Source organism: Sphingopyxis sp. GW821-FHT02C12 (genome assembly GCF_059421785.1).
Genome location: NZ_JBWKVQ010000002.1, coordinates 1,138,690 through 1,162,311 on the forward strand (window position 1 = coordinate 1,138,690; position 23,622 = coordinate 1,162,311).

23 protein-coding genes and 2 tRNA genes are annotated in these 23,622 nt (G+C 65.6%); 14 read left to right on the plus strand and 11 right to left on the minus strand.

Translation table 11 applies throughout. The features are described from left to right. Nucleotides 1-71 precede the first annotated feature (71 nt). The 3 genes from AC07U1_RS20735 to AC07U1_RS20745 all read left to right on the plus strand — a co-directional run bounded on the left by AC07U1_RS20735 (nucleotide 72) and on the right by AC07U1_RS20745 (nucleotide 3,107). Nucleotides 72-1,133, plus strand: a complete 1,062-nt coding sequence (locus tag AC07U1_RS20735; RefSeq protein ID WP_495177672.1) for a helix-turn-helix transcriptional regulator — start codon at nucleotides 72-74, stop codon at nucleotides 1,131-1,133. Between the two features lie 135 nt (nucleotides 1,134-1,268). Then, entirely contained in the window at nucleotides 1,269-2,582 is a 1,314-nt protein-coding gene (locus AC07U1_RS20740; protein ID WP_495177671.1) for a tetratricopeptide repeat protein, read from the plus strand. A gap of 78 nt (nucleotides 2,583-2,660) precedes the next feature. Then, on the plus strand, nucleotides 2,661-3,107 hold the full coding sequence (locus AC07U1_RS20745; protein ID WP_495177670.1) for a hypothetical protein: 447 nt from the start codon (nucleotides 2,661-2,663) through the stop codon (nucleotides 3,105-3,107). 3 nt (nucleotides 3,108-3,110) lie between these two features. Here AC07U1_RS20745 and hutC read toward each other — a convergent pair whose 3' ends face one another. Together hutC and AC07U1_RS20755 are read right to left on the minus strand one after the other, a co-directional pair. Next, nucleotides 3,111-3,770 carry a histidine utilization transcriptional repressor HutC gene (gene hutC, locus AC07U1_RS20750; protein WP_495177669.1) on the minus strand — a complete coding sequence of 220 codons (660 nt, stop codon included), beginning with the start codon at nucleotides 3,768-3,770 and terminating at the stop codon, nucleotides 3,111-3,113. Further along, nucleotides 3,767-5,116, minus strand: a complete 1,350-nt coding sequence (locus tag AC07U1_RS20755) for a formimidoylglutamate deiminase (protein ID WP_495177668.1) — start codon at nucleotides 5,114-5,116, stop codon at nucleotides 3,767-3,769. Before AC07U1_RS20755 ends, hutC begins: the two co-directional genes overlap by 4 nt. Before the next feature lie 66 nt (nucleotides 5,117-5,182). Between AC07U1_RS20755 and hutI the strand changes: the two genes are divergently transcribed. From hutI to AC07U1_RS20795, 8 genes are all read left to right on the plus strand, one after another. Then, nucleotides 5,183-6,370: an imidazolonepropionase gene (gene hutI, locus AC07U1_RS20760; RefSeq protein WP_495177667.1), complete on the plus strand. Its 1,188-nt coding sequence runs from the start codon at nucleotides 5,183-5,185 to the stop codon at nucleotides 6,368-6,370. Next, nucleotides 6,361-7,881 carry a histidine ammonia-lyase gene (hutH, locus tag AC07U1_RS20765; RefSeq protein ID WP_495177666.1) on the plus strand — a complete coding sequence of 507 codons (1,521 nt, stop codon included), beginning with the start codon at nucleotides 6,361-6,363 and terminating at the stop codon, nucleotides 7,879-7,881. The genes hutI and hutH overlap by 10 nt, the downstream gene beginning before the upstream one ends. After that, entirely contained in the window at nucleotides 7,878-8,681 is an 804-nt protein-coding gene (gene hutG, locus AC07U1_RS20770; RefSeq protein WP_495177665.1) for an N-formylglutamate deformylase, read from the plus strand. The genes hutH and hutG overlap by 4 nt, the downstream gene beginning before the upstream one ends. Then, nucleotides 8,678-10,339: a urocanate hydratase gene (hutU, locus tag AC07U1_RS20775; RefSeq protein ID WP_495177664.1), complete on the plus strand. Its 1,662-nt coding sequence runs from the start codon at nucleotides 8,678-8,680 to the stop codon at nucleotides 10,337-10,339. Before hutG ends, hutU begins: the two co-directional genes overlap by 4 nt. A gap of 107 nt (nucleotides 10,340-10,446) precedes the next feature. Continuing rightward, nucleotides 10,447-11,088 (plus strand): PepSY-associated TM helix domain-containing protein, encoded by a 642-nt coding sequence (locus tag AC07U1_RS20780; protein WP_187139804.1) that lies wholly within the window; start codon nucleotides 10,447-10,449, stop codon nucleotides 11,086-11,088. 11 nt (nucleotides 11,089-11,099) lie between these two features. Then, nucleotides 11,100-11,624 (plus strand): DUF2271 domain-containing protein, encoded by a 525-nt coding sequence (locus AC07U1_RS20785; RefSeq protein WP_056351222.1) that lies wholly within the window; start codon nucleotides 11,100-11,102, stop codon nucleotides 11,622-11,624. A 20-nt stretch (nucleotides 11,625-11,644) separates the two neighbouring features. Beyond that, nucleotides 11,645-12,484 carry a DUF4198 domain-containing protein gene (locus tag AC07U1_RS20790; RefSeq protein WP_495177663.1) on the plus strand — a complete coding sequence of 280 codons (840 nt, stop codon included), beginning with the start codon at nucleotides 11,645-11,647 and terminating at the stop codon, nucleotides 12,482-12,484. A gap of 92 nt (nucleotides 12,485-12,576) precedes the next feature. Further along, the gene (locus tag AC07U1_RS20795; RefSeq protein ID WP_495177662.1) at nucleotides 12,577-13,440 is read left to right on the plus strand and encodes an FAD:protein FMN transferase; all 864 of its coding nucleotides are present in this window, start codon (nucleotides 12,577-12,579) and stop codon (nucleotides 13,438-13,440) included. Here AC07U1_RS20795 and AC07U1_RS20800 read toward each other — a convergent pair. From AC07U1_RS20800 to AC07U1_RS20820, 5 genes are all read right to left on the minus strand, one after another. After that, nucleotides 13,437-14,120 carry a Fe2+-dependent dioxygenase gene (locus AC07U1_RS20800; protein ID WP_495177661.1) on the minus strand — a complete coding sequence of 228 codons (684 nt, stop codon included), beginning with the start codon at nucleotides 14,118-14,120 and terminating at the stop codon, nucleotides 13,437-13,439. The genes AC07U1_RS20795 and AC07U1_RS20800 overlap by 4 nt on opposite strands. Before the next feature lie 70 nt (nucleotides 14,121-14,190). Then, on the minus strand, nucleotides 14,191-14,955 hold the full coding sequence (locus AC07U1_RS20805; RefSeq protein ID WP_495197791.1) for a tetratricopeptide repeat protein: 765 nt from the start codon (nucleotides 14,953-14,955) through the stop codon (nucleotides 14,191-14,193). A 9-nt stretch (nucleotides 14,956-14,964) separates the two neighbouring features. Next, the gene (locus AC07U1_RS20810) at nucleotides 14,965-17,388 is read right to left on the minus strand and encodes a TonB-dependent receptor (RefSeq protein WP_495177659.1); all 2,424 of its coding nucleotides are present in this window, start codon (nucleotides 17,386-17,388) and stop codon (nucleotides 14,965-14,967) included. A 191-nt stretch (nucleotides 17,389-17,579) separates the two neighbouring features. Further along, nucleotides 17,580-18,326, minus strand: coding sequence for an energy transducer TonB (locus AC07U1_RS20815; RefSeq protein WP_495177658.1), 747 nt, complete (start codon nucleotides 18,324-18,326; stop codon nucleotides 17,580-17,582). Nucleotides 18,327-18,345: 19 nt separating this feature from the next. Further along, nucleotides 18,346-19,215 carry an alpha/beta fold hydrolase gene (locus AC07U1_RS20820; RefSeq protein ID WP_495177657.1) on the minus strand — a complete coding sequence of 290 codons (870 nt, stop codon included), beginning with the start codon at nucleotides 19,213-19,215 and terminating at the stop codon, nucleotides 18,346-18,348. Nucleotides 19,216-19,312: 97 nt separating this feature from the next. Between AC07U1_RS20820 and AC07U1_RS20825 the strand changes: the two genes are divergently transcribed. Beyond that, nucleotides 19,313-20,104, plus strand: coding sequence for an SDR family oxidoreductase (locus AC07U1_RS20825; RefSeq protein ID WP_495177656.1), 792 nt, complete (start codon nucleotides 19,313-19,315; stop codon nucleotides 20,102-20,104). A gap of 60 nt (nucleotides 20,105-20,164) precedes the next feature. On the opposite strand, the gene AC07U1_RS20830 is transcribed toward AC07U1_RS20825, so the two are convergent. Beyond that, nucleotides 20,165-20,239: transfer RNA gene (locus AC07U1_RS20830), tRNA-Val, on the minus strand. 71 nt (nucleotides 20,240-20,310) lie between these two features. Further along, nucleotides 20,311-20,688, minus strand: coding sequence for a cell cycle two-component system response regulator CpdR (gene cpdR / locus AC07U1_RS20835; protein WP_056351240.1), 378 nt, complete (start codon nucleotides 20,686-20,688; stop codon nucleotides 20,311-20,313). A gap of 138 nt (nucleotides 20,689-20,826) precedes the next feature. Between cpdR and AC07U1_RS20840 the strand changes: the two genes are divergently transcribed. Further along, complete coding sequence (locus AC07U1_RS20840; RefSeq protein WP_495177655.1) at nucleotides 20,827-21,705, plus strand: N-formylglutamate amidohydrolase; 879 nt, start codon at nucleotides 20,827-20,829, stop codon at nucleotides 21,703-21,705. A gap of 183 nt (nucleotides 21,706-21,888) precedes the next feature. On the opposite strand, the gene AC07U1_RS20845 is transcribed toward AC07U1_RS20840, so the two are convergent. Further along, nucleotides 21,889-21,965 (minus strand) — tRNA-Pro (locus tag AC07U1_RS20845). A gap of 109 nt (nucleotides 21,966-22,074) precedes the next feature. Beyond that, nucleotides 22,075-22,503, minus strand: a complete 429-nt coding sequence (locus AC07U1_RS20850; protein ID WP_495177654.1) for a JAB domain-containing protein — start codon at nucleotides 22,501-22,503, stop codon at nucleotides 22,075-22,077. A 127-nt stretch (nucleotides 22,504-22,630) separates the two neighbouring features. Between AC07U1_RS20850 and thyA the strand changes: the two genes are divergently transcribed. Continuing rightward, complete coding sequence (gene thyA / locus AC07U1_RS20855; protein WP_495177653.1) at nucleotides 22,631-23,566, plus strand: thymidylate synthase; 936 nt, start codon at nucleotides 22,631-22,633, stop codon at nucleotides 23,564-23,566. The last annotated feature ends 56 nt before the right edge of the window (nucleotides 23,567-23,622 follow it).

Sequence of the window (23,622 nt, forward strand, 5' to 3'; positions counted from 1 at the left end):
GGTCCCCGTCTGGCGGCGGGGACCGGGTTTGGATTGCGCGAGTCCTTGTGACGCGCCATAGCCAAACCACCGTGTTTCCAGTCGAATCCATCTATGATGCCGCCACCGACGAGCGGATGTTTCCCGACCTGCTGCGGCGGATCGGCGATCATTTCGGCGCGCAGGCAGGGTTCCTCGGCTGGATGGGCGGCACTAGTACCGCGGGTTTCCAGGCCGAATATGGCAACGACCCCGCTTTCCTGAAAAGCTATGTCGAAACCTATGCGGCGCTCGATATCCTGCGCCCGGCGTTGATGGAGACGCCCGAGGGTGAGCCGCGACCCGCTTATCCGCTGCTGCAATCGGCCGAGGTACGCGAGAGCCGCTTCTACCGCGAATATATCGCGCCGCAGCGCATCGTCGACAATCTCGCGGTCAATCTGATCAAGCGCGACGACATGTTCGCGACGATCGCGATCCTGCGGACCGGCGATGTCGCGCCCTTTTCGCTAGAGGACGTCGCCACCATGCGTGGGCTGGTGCCGCATCTGCGCCGCGCGGTCATCCTGTCGAGCCACCGCATCCGTCAGGCCGACCTGATGGCGGCGTATCGCGAGGCGGCACAGGGTGCGCGCGATGGATTGGTGTTGCTCGGTGACGACGGACAGATTCTCGACCTCGGACCCGAAATCGAACGGATGACCGGCTTCGCGTCGATCGAGGCGGCGCGCCGGTCGGCGTTCGCACGGGCGCTCGCGCGCGCTGCTGACGCAGGAACGCCCATCCTGCGCGAATTCGACTTCGGCAACCGCAAGCTTCGGCTGCTACTCGCTTCGCAGTCACTCTCGCGCAACCGCTACGGCGACGTCAGCGAAGGCGGCGGCGCCGCGCATGCGGTCAGCGTGACCGAAGTCGATCGCCGCTGGGGCTTTGCTTATGGCGCGATGGCGGAGGCGCACGGGCTGACCGGCGGCGAGGCGAGGGTGCTCGAAGATGTGCTGACCAACGGCGAGATGATCGGAACGGCGCAGCGGCTGGGCGTCGCGCGCGCCACCGCACGCAGCCATCTCCACAAAATCTATGCCAAGACTGGGACCTCGGGTTTTCCCGACCTCTGCCTGTTCGCGCACCGTTTCATCGTCGCCGCGCGCTGACATCTAAACAGATGGTGGATGCCGGCCCCGGCCGCGCATGATAGCCCCGCCCGATCCTTGGCGTCCGCCAGCGCAGGAAGGGATGGGTGGCATCATGATCTCGTTCGGGGCGCTCCCGTGCAGCGCGGCCCACCGATGACGGCGGGTAGCAAGGTCTTGCCCGATCGCATCGACGGCTGGAAATCGATCGGAGCGCATTTCGGGCGCGACCGGACGACCGCGATCCGCTGGGCACGCGAACGCGATCTGCCGGTCCATCGTATCCCGGGCGGCAAGACCGCGACCGTCTATGCGCTCCGCCAAGAGCTCGATCTGTGGGCCCAGGGAGGAACAAGCGAGCCCGCGCTTGCCGCGCCGCCTCGCCGCCGCTGGAAAGCGATCGCGGCCGCGCTGGTCGGACTCGGCGTCATCGGCGGGGGTTGGTTCGCGGTGCCGTGGGTCGTGCCGTCGGCGCCTGCGGAAACCAGGACGGCGCTCGCGCTGCCCGGCGATCCGGCGGTCGCCGATTTGTTCCTGAAAGGCCGCGACCTGCTCGCCGATCGCGAGGCGGAGGCGATCGAAAAGGCGATCGACCTGCTGCGCGACGTGACGCGCCGCGACCCCGGCTATGGCCCGGGCTACGCCGCGCTGGCAGAGGCGCTGTTGCTGTCGCGCGAATTCGGCACGCGCAGCGACCGGCAGGCCTTCCCCGAAGCCCGTGCCGCGGCGGGCGACGCGTTGCGACTGTCGCCGTCGCAGGCGTCGGCGCATCGCGTCAACGGCTTCATCGCCTATTGGCGCGACCGCGATTTCCCCGCCGCGCGCCGCTATTTCGAAAAAGCGATCGCGCTCGCGCCTGGCGACGCCGGCGGCCATTTCTGGTTCGGTAACATTCTCGCCGATCATGGCGAGAGTGCCGAGGCGCTGACCCATTTGCGGCAGGCGCAGACGATGATGCCCGGATCGGTGCCGATTCAGACCGACCTCGCCTGGGCCTTGTGGTCGGCGGGTGAGCGCGACGAGGCCGTGGCGACGCTCAACGACCTTGCACGCCGTCACCCCGATTTTGCGGTGATCCACGATTGCCTCGCCGTGATCCATCTCGCCGACGGCGATTATCCCGCCTATGTCCGGGCGCAGGCGCAGGTCGCCGAGCTTCGCCAGAACGACACGCTGCGCTTGCGCACGACGGCGCTTTCGCAGGCCTTGAGCGCTGGGTCAGGCAGCGCGCAAAAATTGCTGCTCGAATACGCCCAGGCCGATTTGGCGAGCGGCGAAAGCCGGACCGCGGCATGGACCGCCTTCGTGGCATCCGCCGCCCGCGACCGCGCCAACCTGTTGGCCGTTCTTCGCGCGGCCGAGGCGCGGCGCGAAAAATGGGGCGATGCCGGCCTGATCCGCGCGATGCGGAGAAAATGGGCCGGGGACGCGCAGGTCGAAACCCTGCTGACCCGGCTGGGCGCCGGATAATTTTCTTGGCCTCGGCTTCGCCGCGCGCTTAGGTCCGGTTGGTCGGGGCAAAGGGTCCTGCGGGCAAGCGGGGCGACGATGCGCTATTTTCTCGATACCGAGTTCAACGGCTTTTGCGGCGAGCTGATTTCGATCGCGCTTGTGCCCGAGGATGCTGGCCTGCCGCCCTTCTATGAGGCGATCTCGGTCGAGGATCCGACCCCTTGGGTGCGCGACAATGCGCTTCCCGTGCTCGAAACCCGCCCGCGCAGCCGCAAGGAGGTGACCGACCTGTTCGCCGCCTATCTGATGGACGATCCGGCGCCGCTGCTCGTCGCCGACTGGCCCGAGGATATCGCGCTCGCGGCGCGGCTGCTCATTACCGGGCCGGGCTATATGAAGCCGGTGCGCAGCCTGCGGTTCGAGCTGGTCGATCCCGACATCATCGGTCCGATGGTTCCGAGCGCGGTGCCGCACAATGCGTTGCACGACGCGGTGGCGTTGCGGACGACGATGCTGGCGTGGGAAGCGCGGATGGCGCGCTAAGGCTCAGCCGAGGCTGGGTTCGAAATGCGCGACCATGTCGAACATATCGCCGCGAAACACCTGTCGTACCGTCGTGACCGCGGCATCGCCGCGCCAGGTGCTGCGCTCGAGGATCAGGCAGGCGATATGTTCGGCGATGCCCAGCGCGCGTGCTTCTTCGGCTGAGGCCCCCGCCGCCTGGATTCGATGCCGCGCCGAGGTCCAGGGGATATGCGCGAGCAACCAGGTTCCGGGCGCCACATCGTCGAAGCTTTCGGTTGCCGCGTCGGGCACCGTCTCGATTGTGATCGAGCGGGTTTCGAACGCGAGGGCCGTGTCGCCTTCATGATGCAGACCCTCGATCAGAAGGTCGGAACCCGTTCTCTTCCGTGATAGAAGCTGCCAGCGATAGACGTGCCCGCGCGCCGCGATCAGTTGCGCGAGGTCGGGGACTTCAAGCACCGCCGAATGGACATGCTGGTCGGCGACGAACGACCCCGCCTTGCGCCGCCGTTCGATCAGCCCGGCGCGATGCAAGGCCGCCATCGCCTTGCTGACCGTGGCGCGCGAACAGCCGTGCAGCGCCGCGAGGTCATGCTCGGACAGCAGGCGGTCGCCGGGGCGTAGCGCTCCCGAGCGGATATCGCCCTCGATCGCGGCGCGGATGCGGGCGTCGAAACTCATGCGAGCAGCGCGGCCACCACGCCGCGATAGCGCGCGGCGATCGCGTCGCGGGCGACATGACGTCCCCCCACGACCCATTTTTGTCCGGCGCGCCAGACGCAGTCGATCGTGTTGCTGCGCGCCGCGAAGATCCACGGGTCGAGGACCGTGCTGGTGTCGGCACCCGCAAAGACCGGGTCGGCAACGGCGAGGGTAAAGAGGTCGGCGGGCTGTCTGGTGGCGAGGCCGGTGCCCGACCCCGTCGCGCGGGCACCGCCCGCGAGCGCTTCGCTGAACAGACGCTCGCCGATCGACGGCACCGCCTCGTTGCCGAGCATCGCGCGGCGGCGGTCGCGGAGCCGCTGGCTATATTCGAGCGCGCGAAGTTCGCCCGCCGCGTCGATCAATATGTTGGAGTCGGTGCCGATCCCGACATGTCCGCCCGCCGCCAGATAGCGGGTCGCGGGAAAAATGCCGTCGCCGAGGTTCGCCTCGGTCACCGGACACAGGCCTGCCACCGCACCGCTCGCGGCGAGGCGGTCGCATTCGCTGTCGGTCAGATGCGTGGCGTGAACGAGGCACCAGTGCGCATCGACATCGGCGTGGTTGAGCAGCCATTCGACCGGGCGCTGGCCGCTCCACGCGAGCGAGGCTTCGACCTCGCGGACCTGTTCGGCGGCGTGGATATGGATCGGGCCGTCATGGGCGAGCGGCAGGATCGCCGCCAGTTCCTCGGCGGTCACCGCGCGCAGCGAATGCGGTGCGATGCCGAACCCGGCATCGACAGGCAGCCTGGCGCGGCTCGCTTCGACGAGCGTGGCGAAATTGTCGACATCGGACAGAAACCGTCGCTGGCCCGGCGCGGGCGGGGCGCCGCCGAAGTCGCCATGGGCATAAAAGACGGGGAGGAGGGTGAGGCCGATGCCGCTCTCGTCCGCCGCCGCGACCACCGCGCCCGCGGTTTCGGCAGGGTCGGCGTAGCGTCGCCCGTCCGCATCGTTGTGGAGGTAATGGAACTCGGCGACGCGGGTGAAGCCGCTTTCCATCATCTCGACGAAGGCCAGCGCGTTGATCGCCGCGATGCTGTCGGGGGTGAGCCGGTCGAGAAAGCGGTACATGATCTCGCGCCAGCTCCAGAAATCATCGTCAGGCGCCCCGCGAAATTCGGAGAGTCCCGCCATGCCGCGCTGGAAGCCATGGCAGTGGAGGTTGGCGAGGCCGGGGAGGGCGACGGCGTGGCGTTCGTCACCGGGCTGCGCCGCGACGCCGGTCGCGACGGCGGCGATGCGGCCCGCATCGACCGCGATGCGCACGTCCCGCGCCCAGCCATCGGGCAGGAGGGCCTGTTCGAACCAGAGTGATGTCATCGCCATGCTCCCTCATGTTGGATTATTATGTCTAGACATAATGGCGATGGCGAGCAAGAATGAACTATGGATCGACTCTGGACCAATGCGCGAATCGCGACGCTGACCGGCGACGGTCTGGGGCTGATTGAACAAGGCGCGCTCGCCGTCCGCGACGGGCGGATCGCTTGGGTCGGAGACGCGGCGGATGCGCCCGAAGCAGCAGATATTGTCGATTGCGAAGGGCGGCTGATCACTCCGGGGCTGATCGATTGTCACACGCACCTGGTCCACGGCGGCAGCCGCGCCAATGAATGGGCGATGCGCCTCGAAGGCGCGACCTACGAGGAAATCGCGCGCGCGGGCGGCGGCATCGTGTCGACGATGCGCGCGACGCGGGCGATGGACGGGGCGGCGCTGGTCGAGAGCGCCCTGCCGCGGCTCGACGCGCTGATCGCCGAGGGGGTGACGACGATCGAGATCAAGTCGGGCTATGGCCTCACGCCCGTCGATGAGTTGAAGATGATATATGCCATCCTTGCCTTGGAGGATCGGCGCAAGATTCGCGTAGTTCCAACATTCCTTGGCGCGCACGCCGTGCCGCCCGAATTTCGGGACAATGTTGACGGATATGTCGAGCAAGTATGCTACGAAATGATCCCGGCGGTGAGCGACCTCGCCTATGCCGTGGATGGATTCTGCGAGACAATCGGTTTCACGCCGGAGCAAATTTCACGTGTATTTGATGCTGCAACCGCGTTTGGGTTGAGGGTCAAGTTACACGCCGAACAACTGTCGAACCAGAATGGCGCGGCATTGGCCGCGCGACACAATGCCCTCTCTGCTGACCATTTGGAGCATCTGGACGAGGCCGGTGTCGCGGCTATGGCAGAAGCGGGAACCGTCGCCGTGCTACTACCCGGTGCCTATTATTTCATGCGCGAAACCAAGACGCCGCCGGTCGCGGCGCTGCGTGAGGCCAAGGTCCCGATTGCGCTAGCGACGGATTGCAACCCCGGGACGTCCCCCGTGACATCGCTACTTCTGATACTCAATATGGGCGCGACGTTGTTCGGCTTGTCCGTCAACGAGTGCATTCGGGCAGTGACTGTTAATGCGGCCAAGGCGCTGGGCCTGAATCATATGATCGGCACGCTCGAATCCGGCAAGGCCGCCGACCTCGCGATCTGGAATATCACCGAACCCGCCGAGCTCGTTTACCGCATCGGCTTCAACCCGCTTCACGCACGCATCAAGGACGGACAATGCAACTGAACCCCGGATCGGTCAGCTTCGCCGAATGGCGCGAGGTCTATCAGGGCGGACCCGTTCGCCTGTCGCCCGATTGCCGTCCTGCCATCGCCGAAAGCACCGCCTCGGTCGAACGCATCCTCGCGCGCGGCGAAGCCGTTTATGGGATCAACACCGGCTTCGGAAAACTCGCGGCCGTGCGCATCGAGAGCGCCGACCTCGAAACGCTCCAGCGCAATATCGTGCTCAGTCACGCCGCCGGTGTCGGCGCGCCGATGCCGGTCCCGATCGCGCGGTTGATGATGGCGCTCAAGCTCGCCAGCCTCGCGCGCGGCGCGTCGGGTGTGCGCCCGGCAACGATCGCGATGCTCGAGGCGATGCTTGAAAAGGACCTGATCCCGGTCGTCCCCGCGCAGGGCTCGGTCGGCGCCTCGGGCGACCTTGCGCCGCTGTCGCATATGGCGGCGGCGATGATCGGAGAGGGCGAAATCTTCGTTGATGGCGCACGCGTTCCGGCCGCTGTGGCGCTCGCCGATGTCGGACTCGATCCGCTGGTCCTCGGTCCCAAGGAAGGCCTTGCGCTCCTCAACGGCACGCAATTCTCGACCGCCTATGCGCTGGCGGGATTGTTCGAGGCCGAGCGATTGTACCGCAGCGCGCTCGTCACCGGAATCCTCTCGACCGAGGCCGCCAAGGGATCGGACACGCCCTTCGATCCACGCATCCACGCGCTGCGCGGGCATCGCGGGCAGATCGAGACCGCCGAGGCGCTTGCCGCGCTGATGGAGGGTTCCGAAATCCGCGCGAGCCATATCCTCGGCGATGTGCGCGTGCAGGACCCCTACTGCCTGCGCTGCCAGCCACAGGTGATGGGCGCGGTGCTCGATCTGCTGCGGCAGGCGGCGGCGACGTTGCTCGTCGAAGCGAATGGTGTGTCGGACAATCCGCTCATCTTCCCCGACACCGACGAAGCGCTGTCGGGCGGCAATTTCCACGCCGAACCTGTCGCCTTCGCCGCCGACATGATCGCGCTGGCGCTGTGCGAGATCGGTAGCCTGTCCGAACGGCGCACCGCGATGCTCGTCGACCCGGCCTTGTCGGGGCTGCCCGCCTTCCTCGTCGCCAGGCCGGGGCTCAATTCGGGCTTCATGATCCCGCAGGTGACCGCTGCGGCTTTGGTGTCCGAGAACAAGCAGCGCGCCTATCCGGCAAGTGTCGATTCGATCCCGACCTCGGCGAACCAGGAGGATCATGTGTCGATGGCGGCGCACGGTGCGCGGCGGCTGATCGAGATGGCGGCGAATGTCGACGCGGTGCTGGCGATCGAATTGCTCGCGGCGGGGCAGGGCTGCGATTTCCATGACGGCTTGAAATCGAGCGTCGCCGTTGAGCGCGTTCGCGCCGCGCTGCGTGCCGAAGTGCCGACGCTCGACGAAGATCGCCATATGGCGCCTGACATCGCGTCGGCGCAGGAGATGGTCCGCACCGGCAAGCTCGTCGATCTCGTCGGGGACCTGCCCGGCCTCGTCGTATGAGATGGCTGCGCGTCGAGCGCGGCGACGCGCCGCTCGTGATCGCCTTCCCGCACGGCGGCACCGATCTCGCGGGCTTCGACGACCAGTTCGTTTCGCCTTGGCACGCGCAGATCGACACCGACTGGTGGATTGCCGATCTCTACGCCTTCGCCGCCGACCTCGGCGCGACCCTGATCGCGACCGATGTTTCCCGCAGCGTGATCGACATGAACCGCGATCCGTCGGGCGCGTCGCTCTATCCGGGGCAGGCGACCACCGAGCTGTGCCCGACGACCACCTTTGACGGCGAGCCGCTTTACCGCTTCGGTCAACCGGACGAAGCCGAGATCATGCAGCGGCTCAACCTCTATCACCGCCCCTATCATGAGACGCTGGCCGCCGAACTCGAGCGGTTGAGAGCGGCGCATGGCCGGGTCGTCCTTTACGACGCGCATTCGATCCGCAGCCATGTCCCGCGCCTGTTCGAAGGCGAGCTGCCGCAGTTCAACATCGGCACCAACGGCGGCGCGGCTTGCGCCCCCGAACTCGAGACCGTCGTCGCCAATATCTGCGCCGCGAGCGGCCACAGCCACGTCGTCAACGGGCGCTTCAAGGGCGGCTGGACGACGCGCCACTATGGTCGCCCCGACGACGGCGTGCATGCGATCCAGATGGAGCTGGCGCAGCGCGGCTATATGGCCGAGCCCGATGCAATCACGCCCGTCAACTGGCCATCACCGCTCGACCCCGGCCCCGCGATCCGGCCCGTGCTGGAGCAAGTGATCGCCGCAACCCTCGATTTTGCGAAAGGACGTTCATGACCCGTCTCGACAACAGCCGCGTGATCCGCCCGGCGACCGGCCCCGAGATCAGCGCCAAGAGCTGGCTCACCGAGGCGCCGCTGCGCATGCTGATGAACAATCTCCATCCCGATGTCGCCGAGGCACCGCACGAGCTCGTCGTCTATGGCGGTATCGGCCGCGCCGCGCGCGACTGGGAAAGCTATGACCGGATCGTCGAGGCATTGCGTCGCCTGAACGACGACGAGACGCTGCTTATCCAGTCGGGCAAGCCCGTCGGCGTGTTTCGCACCCACGAAAATGCCCCGCGTGTGCTGCTCGCCAATTCGAACCTCGTCCCCGAATGGGCGAATTGGGAGCATTTCCACGAGCTCGATAAAAAGGGCCTGATGATGTACGGCCAGATGACCGCCGGCAGCTGGATCTACATCGGCAGCCAGGGCATCGTGCAGGGCACCTACGAAACCTTCGTCGAGATGGGCCGCCAGCATTATGGCGGCAGTCTCGAGGGCCGCTGGCTGCTCACCGCCGGGCTTGGCGGCATGGGCGGCGCGCAGCCGCTCGCTGCAGTGATGGCGGGCGCGTCCTGCCTCGCGATCGAATGCCAGCCGAGCCGCATCGAGATGCGCCTGCGCACCGGCTATCTCGACAAGCAGGCGGCGAGCATCGACGAGGCGATCGCGATGATCGAGGCAGCCCATGCCGAGGGCAAGCCGGTCTCGGTGGGCCTGCTCGGCAACGCCGCTGAAATCCTGCCCGAAATGGTCCGCCGCGGCATCCGCCCCGACCTGCTCACCGACCAGACCTCGGCGCACGATCCGGTCAACGGCTATCTGCCCGCCGGCTGGAGCCTCGACGAATGGTTCGCCAAGCGCGAGAGCGATCCCGCTTCGGTTGCGAAGGCGGCCAAGGCCTCGATGGCGGTGCATGTGCAAGCGATGCTCGACCTGCAGGCTGCGGGCGTGCCGACAACCGACTATGGCAACAATATTCGCCAGATGGCGAAGGACGAGGGCGTCGAGAATGCCTTCGATTTCCCGGGCTTCGTCCCCGCCTATGTCCGGCCGCTCTTCTGCCGCGGCATCGGTCCGTTCCGCTGGGTGGCGCTGTCGGGCGATCCCGAGGATATCTACAAGACCGACGCCAAGGTGAAGGAACTGCTTCCCGACAATACCCATCTCCACAACTGGCTCGACATGGCGCGCGAGAAGATTCAGTTTCAGGGTTTGCCGGCGCGCATCTGCTGGGTTGGCCTGGGCGACCGCCACCGGCTCGGCCTCGCGTTCAACGAAATGGTCGCGTCGGGCGAACTCAAGGCGCCGGTCGTGATCGGCCGCGATCATCTCGATTCGGGATCGGTCGCCAGCCCGAACCGCGAGACCGAGGCGATGAAGGATGGCTCAGACGCCGTGTCCGACTGGCCCCTGCTCAACGCGCTCCTGAACACCGCGAGCGGCGCGACCTGGGTGTCGCTGCACCATGGCGGCGGGGTCGGCATGGGCTATTCGCAGCACAGCGGCATGGTGATCGTCGCCGACGGAACACCCGAAGCGGCGAAGCGGCTGGAGCGCGTGCTGTGGAACGACCCCGGTACCGGCGTCATGCGCCATGCCGACGCGGGCTACGACATCGCGATCGACTGCGCCCGCGAGAAGCGGCTGGATCTGCCAAGCCTGTGACGGGACTTTGTAACAAAGCATGACGCGCCCGATATGCGGGATTATTTGTTGTAATTGAGAATCGTTCTCGATAGTGGCGGCGCAACGCCTCCTTTCAGAACGATTTCATGCACGCACCCTCTCCCTCGCGCCCGGCCACCAAGAAGAGCCGCAAGACCTTCTGGTTGAAGCAGCTGCATATGTGGCATTGGATGAGCTCGGCGATCAGCCTGATCGGGCTGGTATTGTTCGCGGTCACCGGTTTCACGCTGAACCATGCCGCCGACATCGAGGGGGCGCCCGTTGTCACCGAAAAGACAGCGCAGATTCCGCCGACGCTGCTCGCGCAATTGGCCCAGGCCGACCCCGCCGATGCCAAGGGACCGCTTCCCAAGCCCGTCGCCGCATGGGTCGAGGCGAATTTCCCGGTGAAAGCCGGCGAGGCCGAATGGGCGCCCGAGAACGTCTATCTGCCCGCACCGCGGCCTGGTGGAGACGCCTGGGTCGACATCGATCGGGCGACCGGCGAAGTCACCGGAGAGGTCACCGACCGCGGCTGGATTTCCTATCTCAACGATCTTCACAAGGGCCGCAATTCGGGCGGCGAGTGGAGCCTGTTCATCGATATCTTCGCTTTCGCCTGCCTGGTCTTCGGGATCACCGGCCTGTTCCTGCTGTGGCTTCATTCGGCCAAGCGCAAGAGCACCTGGCCGCTCGTCGGCGCCGGGCTCGCGATCCCGGCCGCCATTGCCATCGTCTTCATTCACTAGGGAGTTTGTCCATGCAGCCAGCCACGCGTACGATCCTGATCGGGGGAACGCTGAGCGCCGCACTCGCCGTGCCGGTGCTCGCCGCCGCGCCCGCGACGATGGACGTCACCGTCACCATTCCGCAGCTCAAGGTTGCCGAATATCACAAGCCCTATGTCGCCTTCTGGGTCGAGAAAGCCGGCGCCCCGGCGAAGACCGTCGCGGTCTGGTACGACCATGACATGAAGGCGAACGAAGGCACCAAATGGCTCCGCGACGTGCGCCAGTGGTGGCGTGCCTCGGGCCGCTCGATGACATTTCCAGCCAACGGCATCACCGGCGCGACGCGTGCGCCGGGCACCCACAAGATCAGCTTCAGCCGCGCCCAGCTCGGCGCGCTCGCGGCGGGCGAATATGTGCTCGTCGTCGAGGCGGCACGCGAAGTCGGCGGCCGCGAATTGCTGCGTATTCCCTTCACCTGGCCGGGCAAGGCCGGGGCCGGCGGACGCGCTGCGGGCAAGACCGAATTGGGGACCGTTTCGGTCGCCTTCCGCTGACATATCGAAAGGGCAGGACGATGAAAAAGCAGCTTTGGGGTTTTGCGGCGGGCGCCGTGCTCGCGGCGATGATCGCGGTTCCGGCGAGCGCACACCGCCAGTGGATGATGCCGTCGTCGACGGTGCTGTCGGGCGACGACGTCTGGGTGACGGTCGACGCCGCGGTGTCGAACGACCTCTTTTATTTCGAGCATCAGCCGATGCGCCTCGACGCATTGAAGGCCTGGGCGCCCGACGGCAGCGAGGCGACGATCGAGAATAAGGCCACCGGGCGCTATCGCAGCACTTTCGATGTCCACCTGACGCAAAAGGGCACCTGGCGGATCGCCTCGGTCGTCGATGGCGTGATGGGCAGCTATGACCTGAACGGCAAGACCGAGCGCCTGCCGCGTGGCACGACGACCGCCAACCTTGCCGAAAAGATCCCTGCGGGCGCGACCAATGTGCGGACGGCGGAGTCGAACAACCGCAACGAAATCTTCGTGACGGTCGGCGAGCCGACGACGACGCTGTTCAAGCCGACCGGCAAGGGCATCGAGCTGGTTCCTGTGACACATCCGAACGACCTGATCGCGGGCGAAGCCTTTACCTTTCAGTTCCTGCTCGACGGCAAGCCGACCGCCGACCTGCCGATCACCGTCATCCCCGGCGGCATCCGCTATCGCGACCAGCTCGGCCAGATCGACACCAGGACGGGTGCCGATGGCAAGGTCGAGCTGACACTCCCCGAAGCCGGCATGTACTGGGTGAATGTCACCACGCCGCAGGTCGAGGGTGAGGGCGAAGGCCCGCCGCCCGCCGATGCGCCGCCGCGCCGCCGCGCGAGCTATGTCACGACGCTGGAAGTGCTGGCGCCCTGACCGATCGCATCCTGATCCCCCGCACGCTCACGCCCGCCGCTTTTGCGGGGCGCGACGCCGGGGCGATCGTCGAAACCTTCGCCGGCGAGACGATGGGGACCAGCTGGTCCCTGCAAGCCGTTGCGCCGCCCGCCGGGACGGGTGGGGGCGTCCAGGCCGCGCTCGATCGCGTCGTGGCGCAAATGAGCCAATGGCAAGCGGGTTCCGACCTTTCGCGCTTCAACCGCGCGCCGCCGGATGAGTGGCACGCCATTCCCGCCGAATTCGCCGAGGTCGTGGCCGCCGGCATCGACATCGGAACCGCCAGCGGGGGCGCTTTCAGTCTCGCGATGGGCGAATTCAGCGAGGCTTGGGGCTTCGGTGCCGCCGGACCCGTCGACACGCTTCCCGACATCATGGCGCCGCGCGACGGGGGTATCGATCTCGACCGTGATGCACGGCGCATCCGTCGTAGCGAAGGCGCGCTGCTCGACCTGTCGGGCATCGCCAAGGGCTATGGCGTCGACCTTGCTGCCGATTGGTTGCTCGCCAACGGGGTACGCCATTTCCTGATCGAGGTTGGGGGAGAGTTGCGCGGCGAGGGGATTCGCCCAGACGGCCATCCCTGGTGGGTCGACGTGGAGGTGCCGCCTTCATGGGCCGGCGCCGGATGGCGCATCGCGCTCCACGACCTGTCGATCGCGACCTCGGGCGACTATCGCCGCGGGCTCGCGGTCGATGGCCAGCATTATTCGCACAGCTTCGATCCACGCACCGGCCGCCCGATCGCCAATGGCGTGCGGTCGGTGACGGTCGTGCATCGCCGTTGCATGATGGCCGACGGCTGGGCGACGGCGCTGACCGTGCTCGGTGCCGATGCGGCGATCGCGCTCGCCGACGAAAAGGAACTCGCCGCCTGTGTGCTGGCGAACGGGCGCGAATATGTGTCGCGCGCGTGGCGCGAGATGTTGGGCTAGCTGTCGGCCCAGTGCCGCAGCAGATTGTGATAAAGTCCGGTCAGTTCGATCACCGACCGGTCGGCTCCGCCCAACTGTCCGGTCAGCCGCTGTACCGATTGATCGAGATCCCACAGCATCCGCCGCGCCCCGGCGTCGCGCACCATCGACTGGAGCCAGAAGAAGGACGCTACGCGGGTGCCGCGCGTGACGGGCGTGACATGGTGCAGGCTCGACGAAGGATAGACGACCGCGTGGCCGGCCGGCAGCTTGACCTGCTGTGAACCGAAAACATCTTCGATGGTGAGGACACCACCGTCATAGGCGTCAGGATCTTCGAGGAAGAGCGTCACCGACAGGTCGCTGCGCAAACGGAAGTCGGACCCGCGCTGGATGCGGATCGCATTGTCGACATGGGTGCCGAATGTCTGACCCTCGCCATAACGATTGAACAGCGGCGGATAGACTTTGAGCGGCAACGCGGCTGAAAAGAACAAGGGGGAATTGCCCAGCGCCTTCAGGATGATCGCTGCGGCTTCGCGGGCCGCCGGACTGCCTTCTGCGAGCTGTTCGTTCTTCTTTGCCAGTGCCGATTGAGGGCCGGAGGTTGCATTTCCGTCGATCCAGTTCGCCGCATCGATGATCGCGCGGACGGCGGCGACGCCCTCGGCATCGAGAAGATTGGGGACTGAAATCATCATAGGTGGGGCCTTGGGTCGCGTAGGGCAGAGTATGAAGGAAGAACCCTGCTGCCACAGGGATGGCGGACAATCAATTTGTCGCGCCGACCTTTGAATTGTGGCCGTTCAGCGCCGCGACGCCTTCGGACCGCAGCCGTTCGTCGTCGGAGGCGGCAAGCCAGGCACCAGCTTTGGACATAAAGGCCGGCGTCGCGGTTTCCCCGACACGCGCCAGCCAGGCAAGCGCTCCATCGACGTCGCCGTTGTCCGCCAGCATTCTGGCGTGATTGAACCGCCCGCGAAAATCCCCGCCTTCGGCCGCCCGGCGATAATGATAGGCTGCGACCGCCATGTCGCGGTCGACGACCCAGCCATCCTCGTAAAAGCTGCCGACGAAGTTGATCGCTTTGGCGTTGCCCATCGCCGCCGCCTTCCGGAGCAGCGCCAGCGCAGCCGGCTTGTCCTCGGCCACGCCCTGACCCAGCGCGAGCAGGGTGGCGTAATTATACAGGCCCCAGTCGAGCCCCTTGTCGGCGGCGATCCTGAACCATTCGGCGGCGCGCGCCTTGTCGATCGCAACGCCCCAGCCAAGGTCGTAACAACGGCCGATCATGTTGATCGCCATCGCATGGCCCTGTTCGGCGGCCTTGTGGAACCAGCCGATCGCCGCGCGCTGATCCTGCACGATGCCACTGCCGTCGAGCAGCATCTGGCCGTAGAGCGCCTGTGCGTCGGCGAAACCGGCCTCGGCGGCCAGCTTTATGACGGCGGGCCGCTCGACATTGTCGGGGGAAAGCAGCGCGGACAGTTCGTCCGCACTCATCGCTTTCAGCCTTTCAATGTCGAGCGTCGCCATCGGATCGGCTTAGTATTTGAAGTTCAGCGTCGCAATCGCCGAACGGCCCGGAGCGATGCTGGCATAGTGCGCCGTATAAGCCTGGTTGAAATAGATCTTGTTGGTCAGGTTGTTGACGTTCACCGACAGGTCCAGCTGATCGTTGATCTTGTAGCCGACCCGCGCATCGAAGCGCCAGTAGCCGGGAATCGTGCGATAGACGACCTTGGTCGCCGGGTTCACGGTCACGACGCCCGCCGCATTTTGTGTCGCCGAACGATTGTCCGAATAGCCGCCGAAGACGCGGCTGGTGTAGAAGGCGCCGCCGCCGATCGTCAGGCCTTTGGTGGGTTCGACATTGCTCCAGATGGTGAAGCTGTGCTTTGCGGTCTGCGGGAACTGCTTGCCGTTGTTGACCGAAGGAACCAGCACGGTCTTTGCAGCCTGTCCGGGAACGGCTGCGACCGTCAACGCGGTAAAGCCGCCATCGACAATCTCCGCATCCAGATAGGAATAGCCGCCGAAGGCGGTCCAGCCCGGAATGATCGTGCCGTTGAAGCCGAGTTCGATACCCCTGATCTTGCGTTCGCCGATGAACTGGACGGTGTTGTTTTCACCGGTCACGCGGGCATTTTGGGTTTCCGTCTGGAAGGCTGCGGCCGTGAGTGACAGCCGCGAGCCGAACAGGTCGGCCTTGGCCCCGAATTCATAGGATTTCGTCTTCTCGACCTTGAGCGAGTTCAGCAGATCGACGGCCGCCTGGGTGTTCGTGGTCCCAAGGCTGTTCCCCTCCTGACCTTCGCCCAGCAAGCTGTTCGGCGGGGTCGCCGATGTCGCATAGGAGGCATAGAGGCTCACGTTCGCGACGGGCTTGTAGATTACGCCCGCCTGGTAGTTGACGATGTCGTCCTTGCGGCTGAGCGAGAAGGTGCTCGTTGCCGTGGCGGCCTGGCCCGGCGTCACTTTCGATTTGAAGCTGTCGAACCGAAGGCCGAGGTTCACGATCAGCGCGTCGCCGATCGCCATCGAGTCGAAGGCATAGACCGACTTGGTAGTGCCGTCGTTGCGGGTTTCCTGGATCGGCAGCGTCTTCGTGATCGGCCCGATATCGGTGTACAGGCCGTTGGCATAATTCACCCACGGATCATTGGGATTCGGGTTGAAAAGACTGGTGCAGTTGAACGTCGCGACCTGCACATTGTTGCAAGCTGCGGCGTTTACCGGCGGATTCGCGACCGGAGTCGCGAAATTGCGGGTCGTCACGTTGAAACTGCCGCGCCTTGCCTTTTCCCACGACAGTTCGAGGCCGGTGGCAAAGCTGTGCTCGATCGCGCCGGTGCTGAACTTGCCGTAAAGGTCGGTCTGGTTGGTCAGGCTGTCGGTATAGCCATAGCGCGAGTTGGCACGGCGCCACACATAGCCGCCGCCGGCGGTGATGTTCGCGGGCGTCGATGCTGCGGCGTTGCCGAACACATTGCCCTGCTGATCGTCGGGCTGCGTGTAGATATAGGCCTGTGTATTGTGGTTGTACCGCGACGTGTTGCGGAACTTGATGCCGTTGCCGAAATCATGATCGAAACGCAGCGTCAGCTGGTCGGTCTTGCTCTCGCGGAAATCGCGGTTGATCAGTCCGTAGAAGGTGTCGCGCGCGACGGTGCCCGTGGTGCCGTCGCGCGTCGTGCCGGTACCGATCAGCGGTTCGGAAAAGACGACGTCGCCAAGCGGCGCGTTGCCGATGGTGTAGAAATACGGAATGCCGCTGTCGGGAAGCTCGTCGGTATCGAGGTGATAATAGGAGGCCGTCAGCTTCGTCGGACCTTCGACGCCGATCGTGATCGACGGCGCAACACCCCAGCGCTTCTGGAAGATCGCGTCGCGACCGGCGACATCCTGATCGTGCCACATGCCGTTGATGCGGACCGCGACATTGCTGCCGATGACATAGTTCACGTCGCCGGTCACGCGCTTGTAATTGTCGGTGCCGACCGTGACCGAACCGCCGACGAAATTCTCGTTGCGCGGCATTTTCGACACGATGTTGAGTGAGCCGCCGGCGCTGCCGCGCCCGCCCAGCGTCGAATCCGACCCGCGAACGACCTGAATCTGCTCGACCGCGAATACTTCGCGGCTCTGCGCGCCGATGTCGCGCACGCCGTCGAGATAGGTGCTGCCCTGGCTGTCAAAACCGCGGATGAAGGGGCGGTCGCCGATCGGGTTCCCACCCTCTGCAGCGCCGAAGGTGATGCCGGGAACGGTGCGCAATGCCTCGACCAGCGTGGCCGAGCCGGTTTCCTTGATGACCTGCTTGTCGACTACGACGACCGAGCGCGGGGTGTCGAGCAAGGGAGCGACCGCCTTGGGCGTATCGACCTGCACCTGCTGGCCGTTGACGATGATCGTATCGCGGTCCTGTTCGCCGTCGGCTGACGAATCGTCGGCCAGATCGGCTGCCATGGCCGGCGCGGTGGCGATGAAGCCGACGCACGAGAGTGCGAGAAGCCTCGGGAGAGCCGCTGAATTGTTGGACATTGGAATATTTCCCCTTCGTTGCGAGGGGTCCGCTATTGAGAGTCGTTCGCACTGTCAATCCATATTGATAATCATTCTCATATTCGTTGCGGCTTCTGTTACAATCGGTGCGACGATCAGCGGCCTTCGAGCCACCAGCGCTGGCGCCAGCCATATTCGCTGGCGATCGCATCGCCGCGGGCGTTGGTTGCCGGCCGGAAGCGGAAGCGTTCCTCGATCAGGCCGCACGTGGTCGCGTCGAGCGACGCGTCGCCGCTCGATCGCGTGACGCGGCAACGGGTGACGCGACCGCTTGGCTCGACGGTGAAGCGCACCTCGACCTCGCCGCCGATTTTGGCGCGGCGCGCCGCTTTTGGATAATCGCGGTCGACGATCGTTCCGCTGCGCCACACCGGACGTGTGCCGCCGCCGGTGCCGCTGCCCGATCCGCCCGCGCCGAAGCCGTCGCCGCGCCCGCCGGCGCCGCTACCCGGCCCCGCGACGGGCGCGGCCCCTGCCGATGCGTCGTTACCGCTTTCCGCCTTGGGCGCCGCTGCGACCGGGGGCGGCTTGACGGGCGGGACGATCGGCTTGGGCGCTTCGAGAGGCGCTGGCCTGGCTTGCCGGTTGGCGGCCGAAGCCTGACCGGCGGGCGCGTTAGAGTTTTTGCTTTCGGGAGCCGCTCGCGGCTCGGGCGGGGGAACGGGCAGGGCGAAGGCTTGGATCGTCTCGCTCGCCTTGCGCACCACGGCCAGATCGAGTCCGCTGACTAGCCCGATTCCGATGGCGAGCGCCACGGCCAGCGTAGCGCCGCCCGCGATAGCGCGTTGCCGTGCCGGCAATTGCCCCGAATAGGTCATTTCGACGCCCAACCGCGCGCCCATGCGCGCAACCGGGGTCGGTTTAGAGGAAAGCGTCTAGCGTGGACATGAACCGGTCGAACTGGTCGTGGTGCAGCCAGTGGCCGGCGTTTTCGAATTCGATGACCTGCGCGGTCTTGAAATATTGGATGCGCCCGTCCTTTTCGGGGTTCGAGGCCCAGCTGTCGGCACCATAGAGAAGCAGCGTCGGGCAGGTTATGTTCGCCCACAGCTTGTGCAACTCCTCCTGCGGCATGTCGAAGATCGTCCAGATGTTCAGATAATTGTCGAACTTCCAGCTCCAGCTGCCGTCCTCGTTGCGGCTCGCGCCCTGAATTGTCAGGTGGCGCGCCTGTTCCTCGGTCAGATAGGCATTTTCGGCCATCATCCGCGCCAGCGCCTCGTCGAGCGTGGCATAGCGCCTGGGCTGCCGCCCCGCCGCCTGACGCTTGTCGGCGATCCACTGGCGCATCCGTTCGTCGAACGGGGTCTTCGTGCGCTCCTCCTGTACCGCGGGCGAGGGACCGAGTCCTTCGATCGACACCAGTTTCCGGACCTTCTCCGGATAAAGGCCGGTGTAGCGTGTCGAAATATTGCCGCCCATCGAATGCGAAACGATCGTCACCGGGGCGAGGTCGAGCTGGTGGATCAATTGCGCGAGGTCGTAGACGAAGGCGCCGATCTCGTAATTGCCGTCGGGCGACCAGGCGCTGTCGCCATGACCGCGCAGGTCGGGCGCGATGACGTGATAGCGGTCGCACAATTTCTCGGCGACCCAGTCCCAGCTGCGGCAATGGTCGCGCCCGCCATGGACCAGCAAAAGCGGGGGCGCATCCTGATTGCCCCAATCGGCATAATGCAGTTTCAGCCGCTGTGAGATGAAGCTGTTCGAAGTGGGGCCGCTTGCCATCATTTGATCCTTGCTGTCTTGTCGGGTTTCAAAAGGCCACCGATTCCATTCCGTCAACCCCATGCGGGCGGAATGCGTTCAGGACAGGGAGAGGACGACTATGAGCAGTTTCCGCGATAATCTGTTGGCGGGCAAGACGGCGTTCGTCGCCGGCGGCACCAGCGGCATCAACCTGGGCATCGCCAAACGCTTTGCCCAACTCGGCGCCAAGGTCGCGGTCGCAGGCCGCGACCCCGACAAGGCACAGCGCGCGGCCGGTGAAATCGGCCATGACGCGATCGGCCTGTCGGCAGATGTGCGCGACTATGCGGCGATTCGCGGTGTGATGGAGACCGTCGCCGACAAATTCGGGCCGATGGACATCGTCATTTCGGGCGCCGCGGGCAATTTCCTCGCGCCGGTGCTCGGCATGTCGGCGAACGCCTTCCGTACCGTCGTCGATATCGACCTCAACGGCACCTTCAACGTGTTCCGCGGTTGCCACGATCTGCTCAACCGTCCGGGCGCGTCGCTGATCGCGATCACCGCGGGGCAGGCGATCAACGCCTCGGCGCTGCAGGCGCATGCCTGCGCCGCGAAGGCGGGGATCAACCAGTTGATCCGGGTCCTCGCGCTCGAATGGGGACCCGAGGTGCGGGTGAATGGCATCTCGCCGGGTCCAATTGCGGGGACTGAGGGCATGGCGCGGCTCGCGCCCGACGCGGCGTCGCGCCAGTCGCATTTCGACCGCATCGCGATGAAGCGCTGGGGCGAGGTCGAGGAGGTCGCCGAATCGGCGGTGTTCCTGTGCAGCCCGGCTGCGGGCTATATCACCGGGACGATCCTTGACTGCGACGGGGGCAGCCAGATCGGCGACGCATCGCGCGGCGACCTGGCGCGTGGCATGGCGTAAACCGCGACGAACCTGGAAAGTAAAAACGCCGCCAACCCATTGGGGTGGCGGCGTTTTTAATGGTGGGCGTGGCAAGGATTGAACTTGCGACCCCTGCGATGTCAACACAGTGCTCTACCACTGAGCTACACGCCCATCCCTTGGGGTGACGCGCCCCCTAATAGGCCCCGCACCGCTTGGCAAGCCCTTCGGTGCAGCGGGCGTCCTTATTGTTGGTTCGAACGGTCGGCGCGGCCGAACAGATTGTCGACCTCGCGCACCAGATCCTTGAGGTGAAACGGCTTCGACAGCAGCTTCGCCTGCGGCACATTTTCCTCGGCGCGCAGCGAAACCGCGGCGAAACCGGTGATGAACATGACCTGCGTTTGCGGCGCGACCTTCGCGGCGTGCTGCGCGAGCTCGATTCCGTCCATTTCGGGCATGACGATGTCCGACAGGAGCAGGTCGAAGGTGCCCGAATCGATATAGGGAACCGCCTCCGTCCCGCGGTCGACCGCGGTGACGTGATAACCGGCGCTGGTCAGCGCCCGCGCGAGATATTCGCGCATTACATCGTCATCTTCGGCCAGCAATATGCGAATCATGCGGATAACAGCCCCCAGGTCCCACGGCGGCGCCTTCACGCGGCGACACCGTTATATCGAAACCGTCCCATAGCGCCACAAACTTAACAAATTCAGGCGGCGCTGGATTCTCCGCCGGATTTTTGCCACCCCGTGCCGATGACGCGCCCCTTCCTTTCGACCAATGCCGTTTCGGTCACGCGTCCGGACGCCGCAGCCACGCCGATCGTGGTGTCGGTGGCGCATGCGGGGCGCATCTATCCGCCCGAACTGCTCGCCGCGGCGCGCGCGACGCGGCTCGAACTCGAACGGCTCGAGGACAGCTGGTCCGACCTGATCGCCGCGCGCGCAGGCGAGGCCGGCGCGTCCGTGGTGCAAGCGTTGTGGGCACGCGCGGTGGCCGATTGCAATCGCGCTGAAGGACAGATGGCGCCGGGCGAAGTCGCCCCCGCGCTGCGCCCGCAATATTCGGCGCCGGGCCGCAAGGAGCGCGCGGGGCTGGGCGTCGTGCCGACGCGGCTCGCCGATGTCGGGCCTTTGTGGAAAAAGCCGATCGACCGGGCGGCGCTCGCCTGGCGGCTCGATTCGTTGCATCGCCCCTTTCACGATGCGCTCGCCGACGCGCTGGAGGGCGCGCGCCGGCGCCACGGCCACGCGATATTGATCGACCTGCACAGCATGCCGTCGATTCCGGTGGGGCAGGCGGGGCATGGCGCGCGGATCGTCATCGGCGACCGCTTCGGCGATACCGCCGACGGTTGGCTGGTCGATACGGTGGTAACGGCCGCCGAGCGGCTGGGCGTTCCGGTGTCGCGCAACCAGCCCTATGCCGGCGGACATATCATTCGCAGCCACGGCCGTCCCGATCGCGGCGTACACGCCGTGCAGATCGAGATCGACCGCAGCCTCTATCTGCGCCGTGACCGGTCGCCCGACGCCGACAAGCTGGGTCCGTTAAGCGACTGGTTTTACGGGTTGTTGGGCGATGTGGCGCGGGCCTGGCCGGGCGCCGTGGCACTGCCCCAAGCTGCCGAATAACGACTGCCCAATAAAAAACCACCTCGTACCGGAGTACGAGGTGGCCAGGGTCCAGGGAGGACGCGCCCGCACCTTTCGGTGGGACACTGCGCCGCGATGGAAAGGGGGAAAACCACAGCGGCGTGACACCAATCTAGGGTGTCTGCCGTCAGGTTACAAGGGGGTGTTGATTGCAAAAGAAACTGGTCGGGGAGAGAGGATTCGAACCTCCGGCCCCTGCCTCCCGAAGACAGTGCTCTACCAGGCTGAGCTACTCCCCGACCGATCTTTGCGGACGGCCTGGGGCCGCCGCGAAGGCAGAGCGGTCCCCTAGACGTGCATCTTGCGAACTTCAAGCGCCAATCGGCATAGTCGCCACGATTGCGGCAACTAGAGCAATCCGGCACGCCAAAAGCTGAAATGTCCATCGGCGGTAAAGATCATATGGTCCGACAGGGTGACGCCGAGCAGCGTCAGGAAACGCGCGGATTCGCGCGTCGCGGCGAGGTCGGCGTCGCTCGGGCGCGCGATTCCCGACGGATGGTTGTGCGCCATCACGATCTGCGCGGGTTTCGTCTCGAGCGCCGCACGCCAGACCGGCGGCGGCACGATACAGCGCCCGGCGCGGTCGCTTTCGGCGCGTTCGAGGCACAGCAACCGGTCGAACGCGTCGAATCCGGCTATCAGCAATATTTCGCCGTCGACTGGAAAGCAGGGGCGCAGCAGCAGCCGCGGCAACTCTTCTTCGTCGTCGCGCGGCACAAAGCCGGGCGACGCCGGCTGCGCCCCCGGCGCCTCGATGGTTTCATATCGTGTCATGACGCGCCTTCATGCGCCGCCGCCGGGCAAAGCCCAAGGCAGGATTGGCCCGCAATGGAGGATCGGGGGCGAGTCTTGCCGCCTCGTCGCATGAAGCCTAGCAATGACGTGAAGCCGGGAGCGAATCTTGCCTGAGTCCATCCATTATGAACTGCAATATCTCGACCTGATGCGCCGCATCTGGGTCGAGGGCGACGAGCGCGTCGACCGCACCGGCGTCGGCACGCGCTCGCTGTTTGGCGAGACGATGCGTTTCTCGCTTGCGGACGATGCTATCCCGCTGCTGACGACGAAGCGCGTCTATTGGAAAACCGCGCTGCGCGAGCTTTTGTGGTTCCTCACCGGCGACACCAATATCCGGTCGCTGGTGGCGCAGGGGGTGAAAATCTGGACCGACTGGCCGCTCGAAAAATATCGCAAGGCGACCGGCGACGACATCAACGCCGCCGATTTCGAGGCGCGGATCATCGCGGACGACGACTTCGCCGCGCAATGGGGCGACCTCGGCCCGGTCTATGGCCACCAGTGGGTCAACTGGCCGCGCTACGAGTCGGCGGGTGAGGGGCTGTTCCGCCGTTCGGAGCAGGGGCACAACCAGATCGCGGCGCTCATCGAATCGCTCCGGACCAATCCGGGGTCGCGGCGCCATATCTTCACCGGCTGGAACGTCGCCGATCTGGACCGCATGGCGCTGCCCCCGTGCCATATGACCTATCAGTTTCACGTCCGCAGCGATGGCGGGCTATCGTGCCTGCTCTTCCAGCGCTCGTGCGACCTCGGCCTGGGTTTCGCGTTCAATGTCTTCGAGGCGGCATTGCTGACGCGCATGGTCGCCGAGCAGGCGGGGCTGCACGCGCACGAACTGGTGTGGACCGGGGGCGACGTGCATTTGTATCTCAATCACGCCGACCTGGTCGAACAGCAGATGTCGCGCATTCCCGGCGGGGCGCCGAAGCTGCGCATCCTTCGCCGGCCTCCGAGCATTTTCGACTATAAATTCGAGGATTTCGCGGTCGAAGCCTATGCCCCGCAAGCGCATATTTCAGCGCCGGTGGCGGTCTGACGCCGGCGTTGCAATCCTGTGGAGACGGTAATAATATGTCGCCACGTTGAAATATA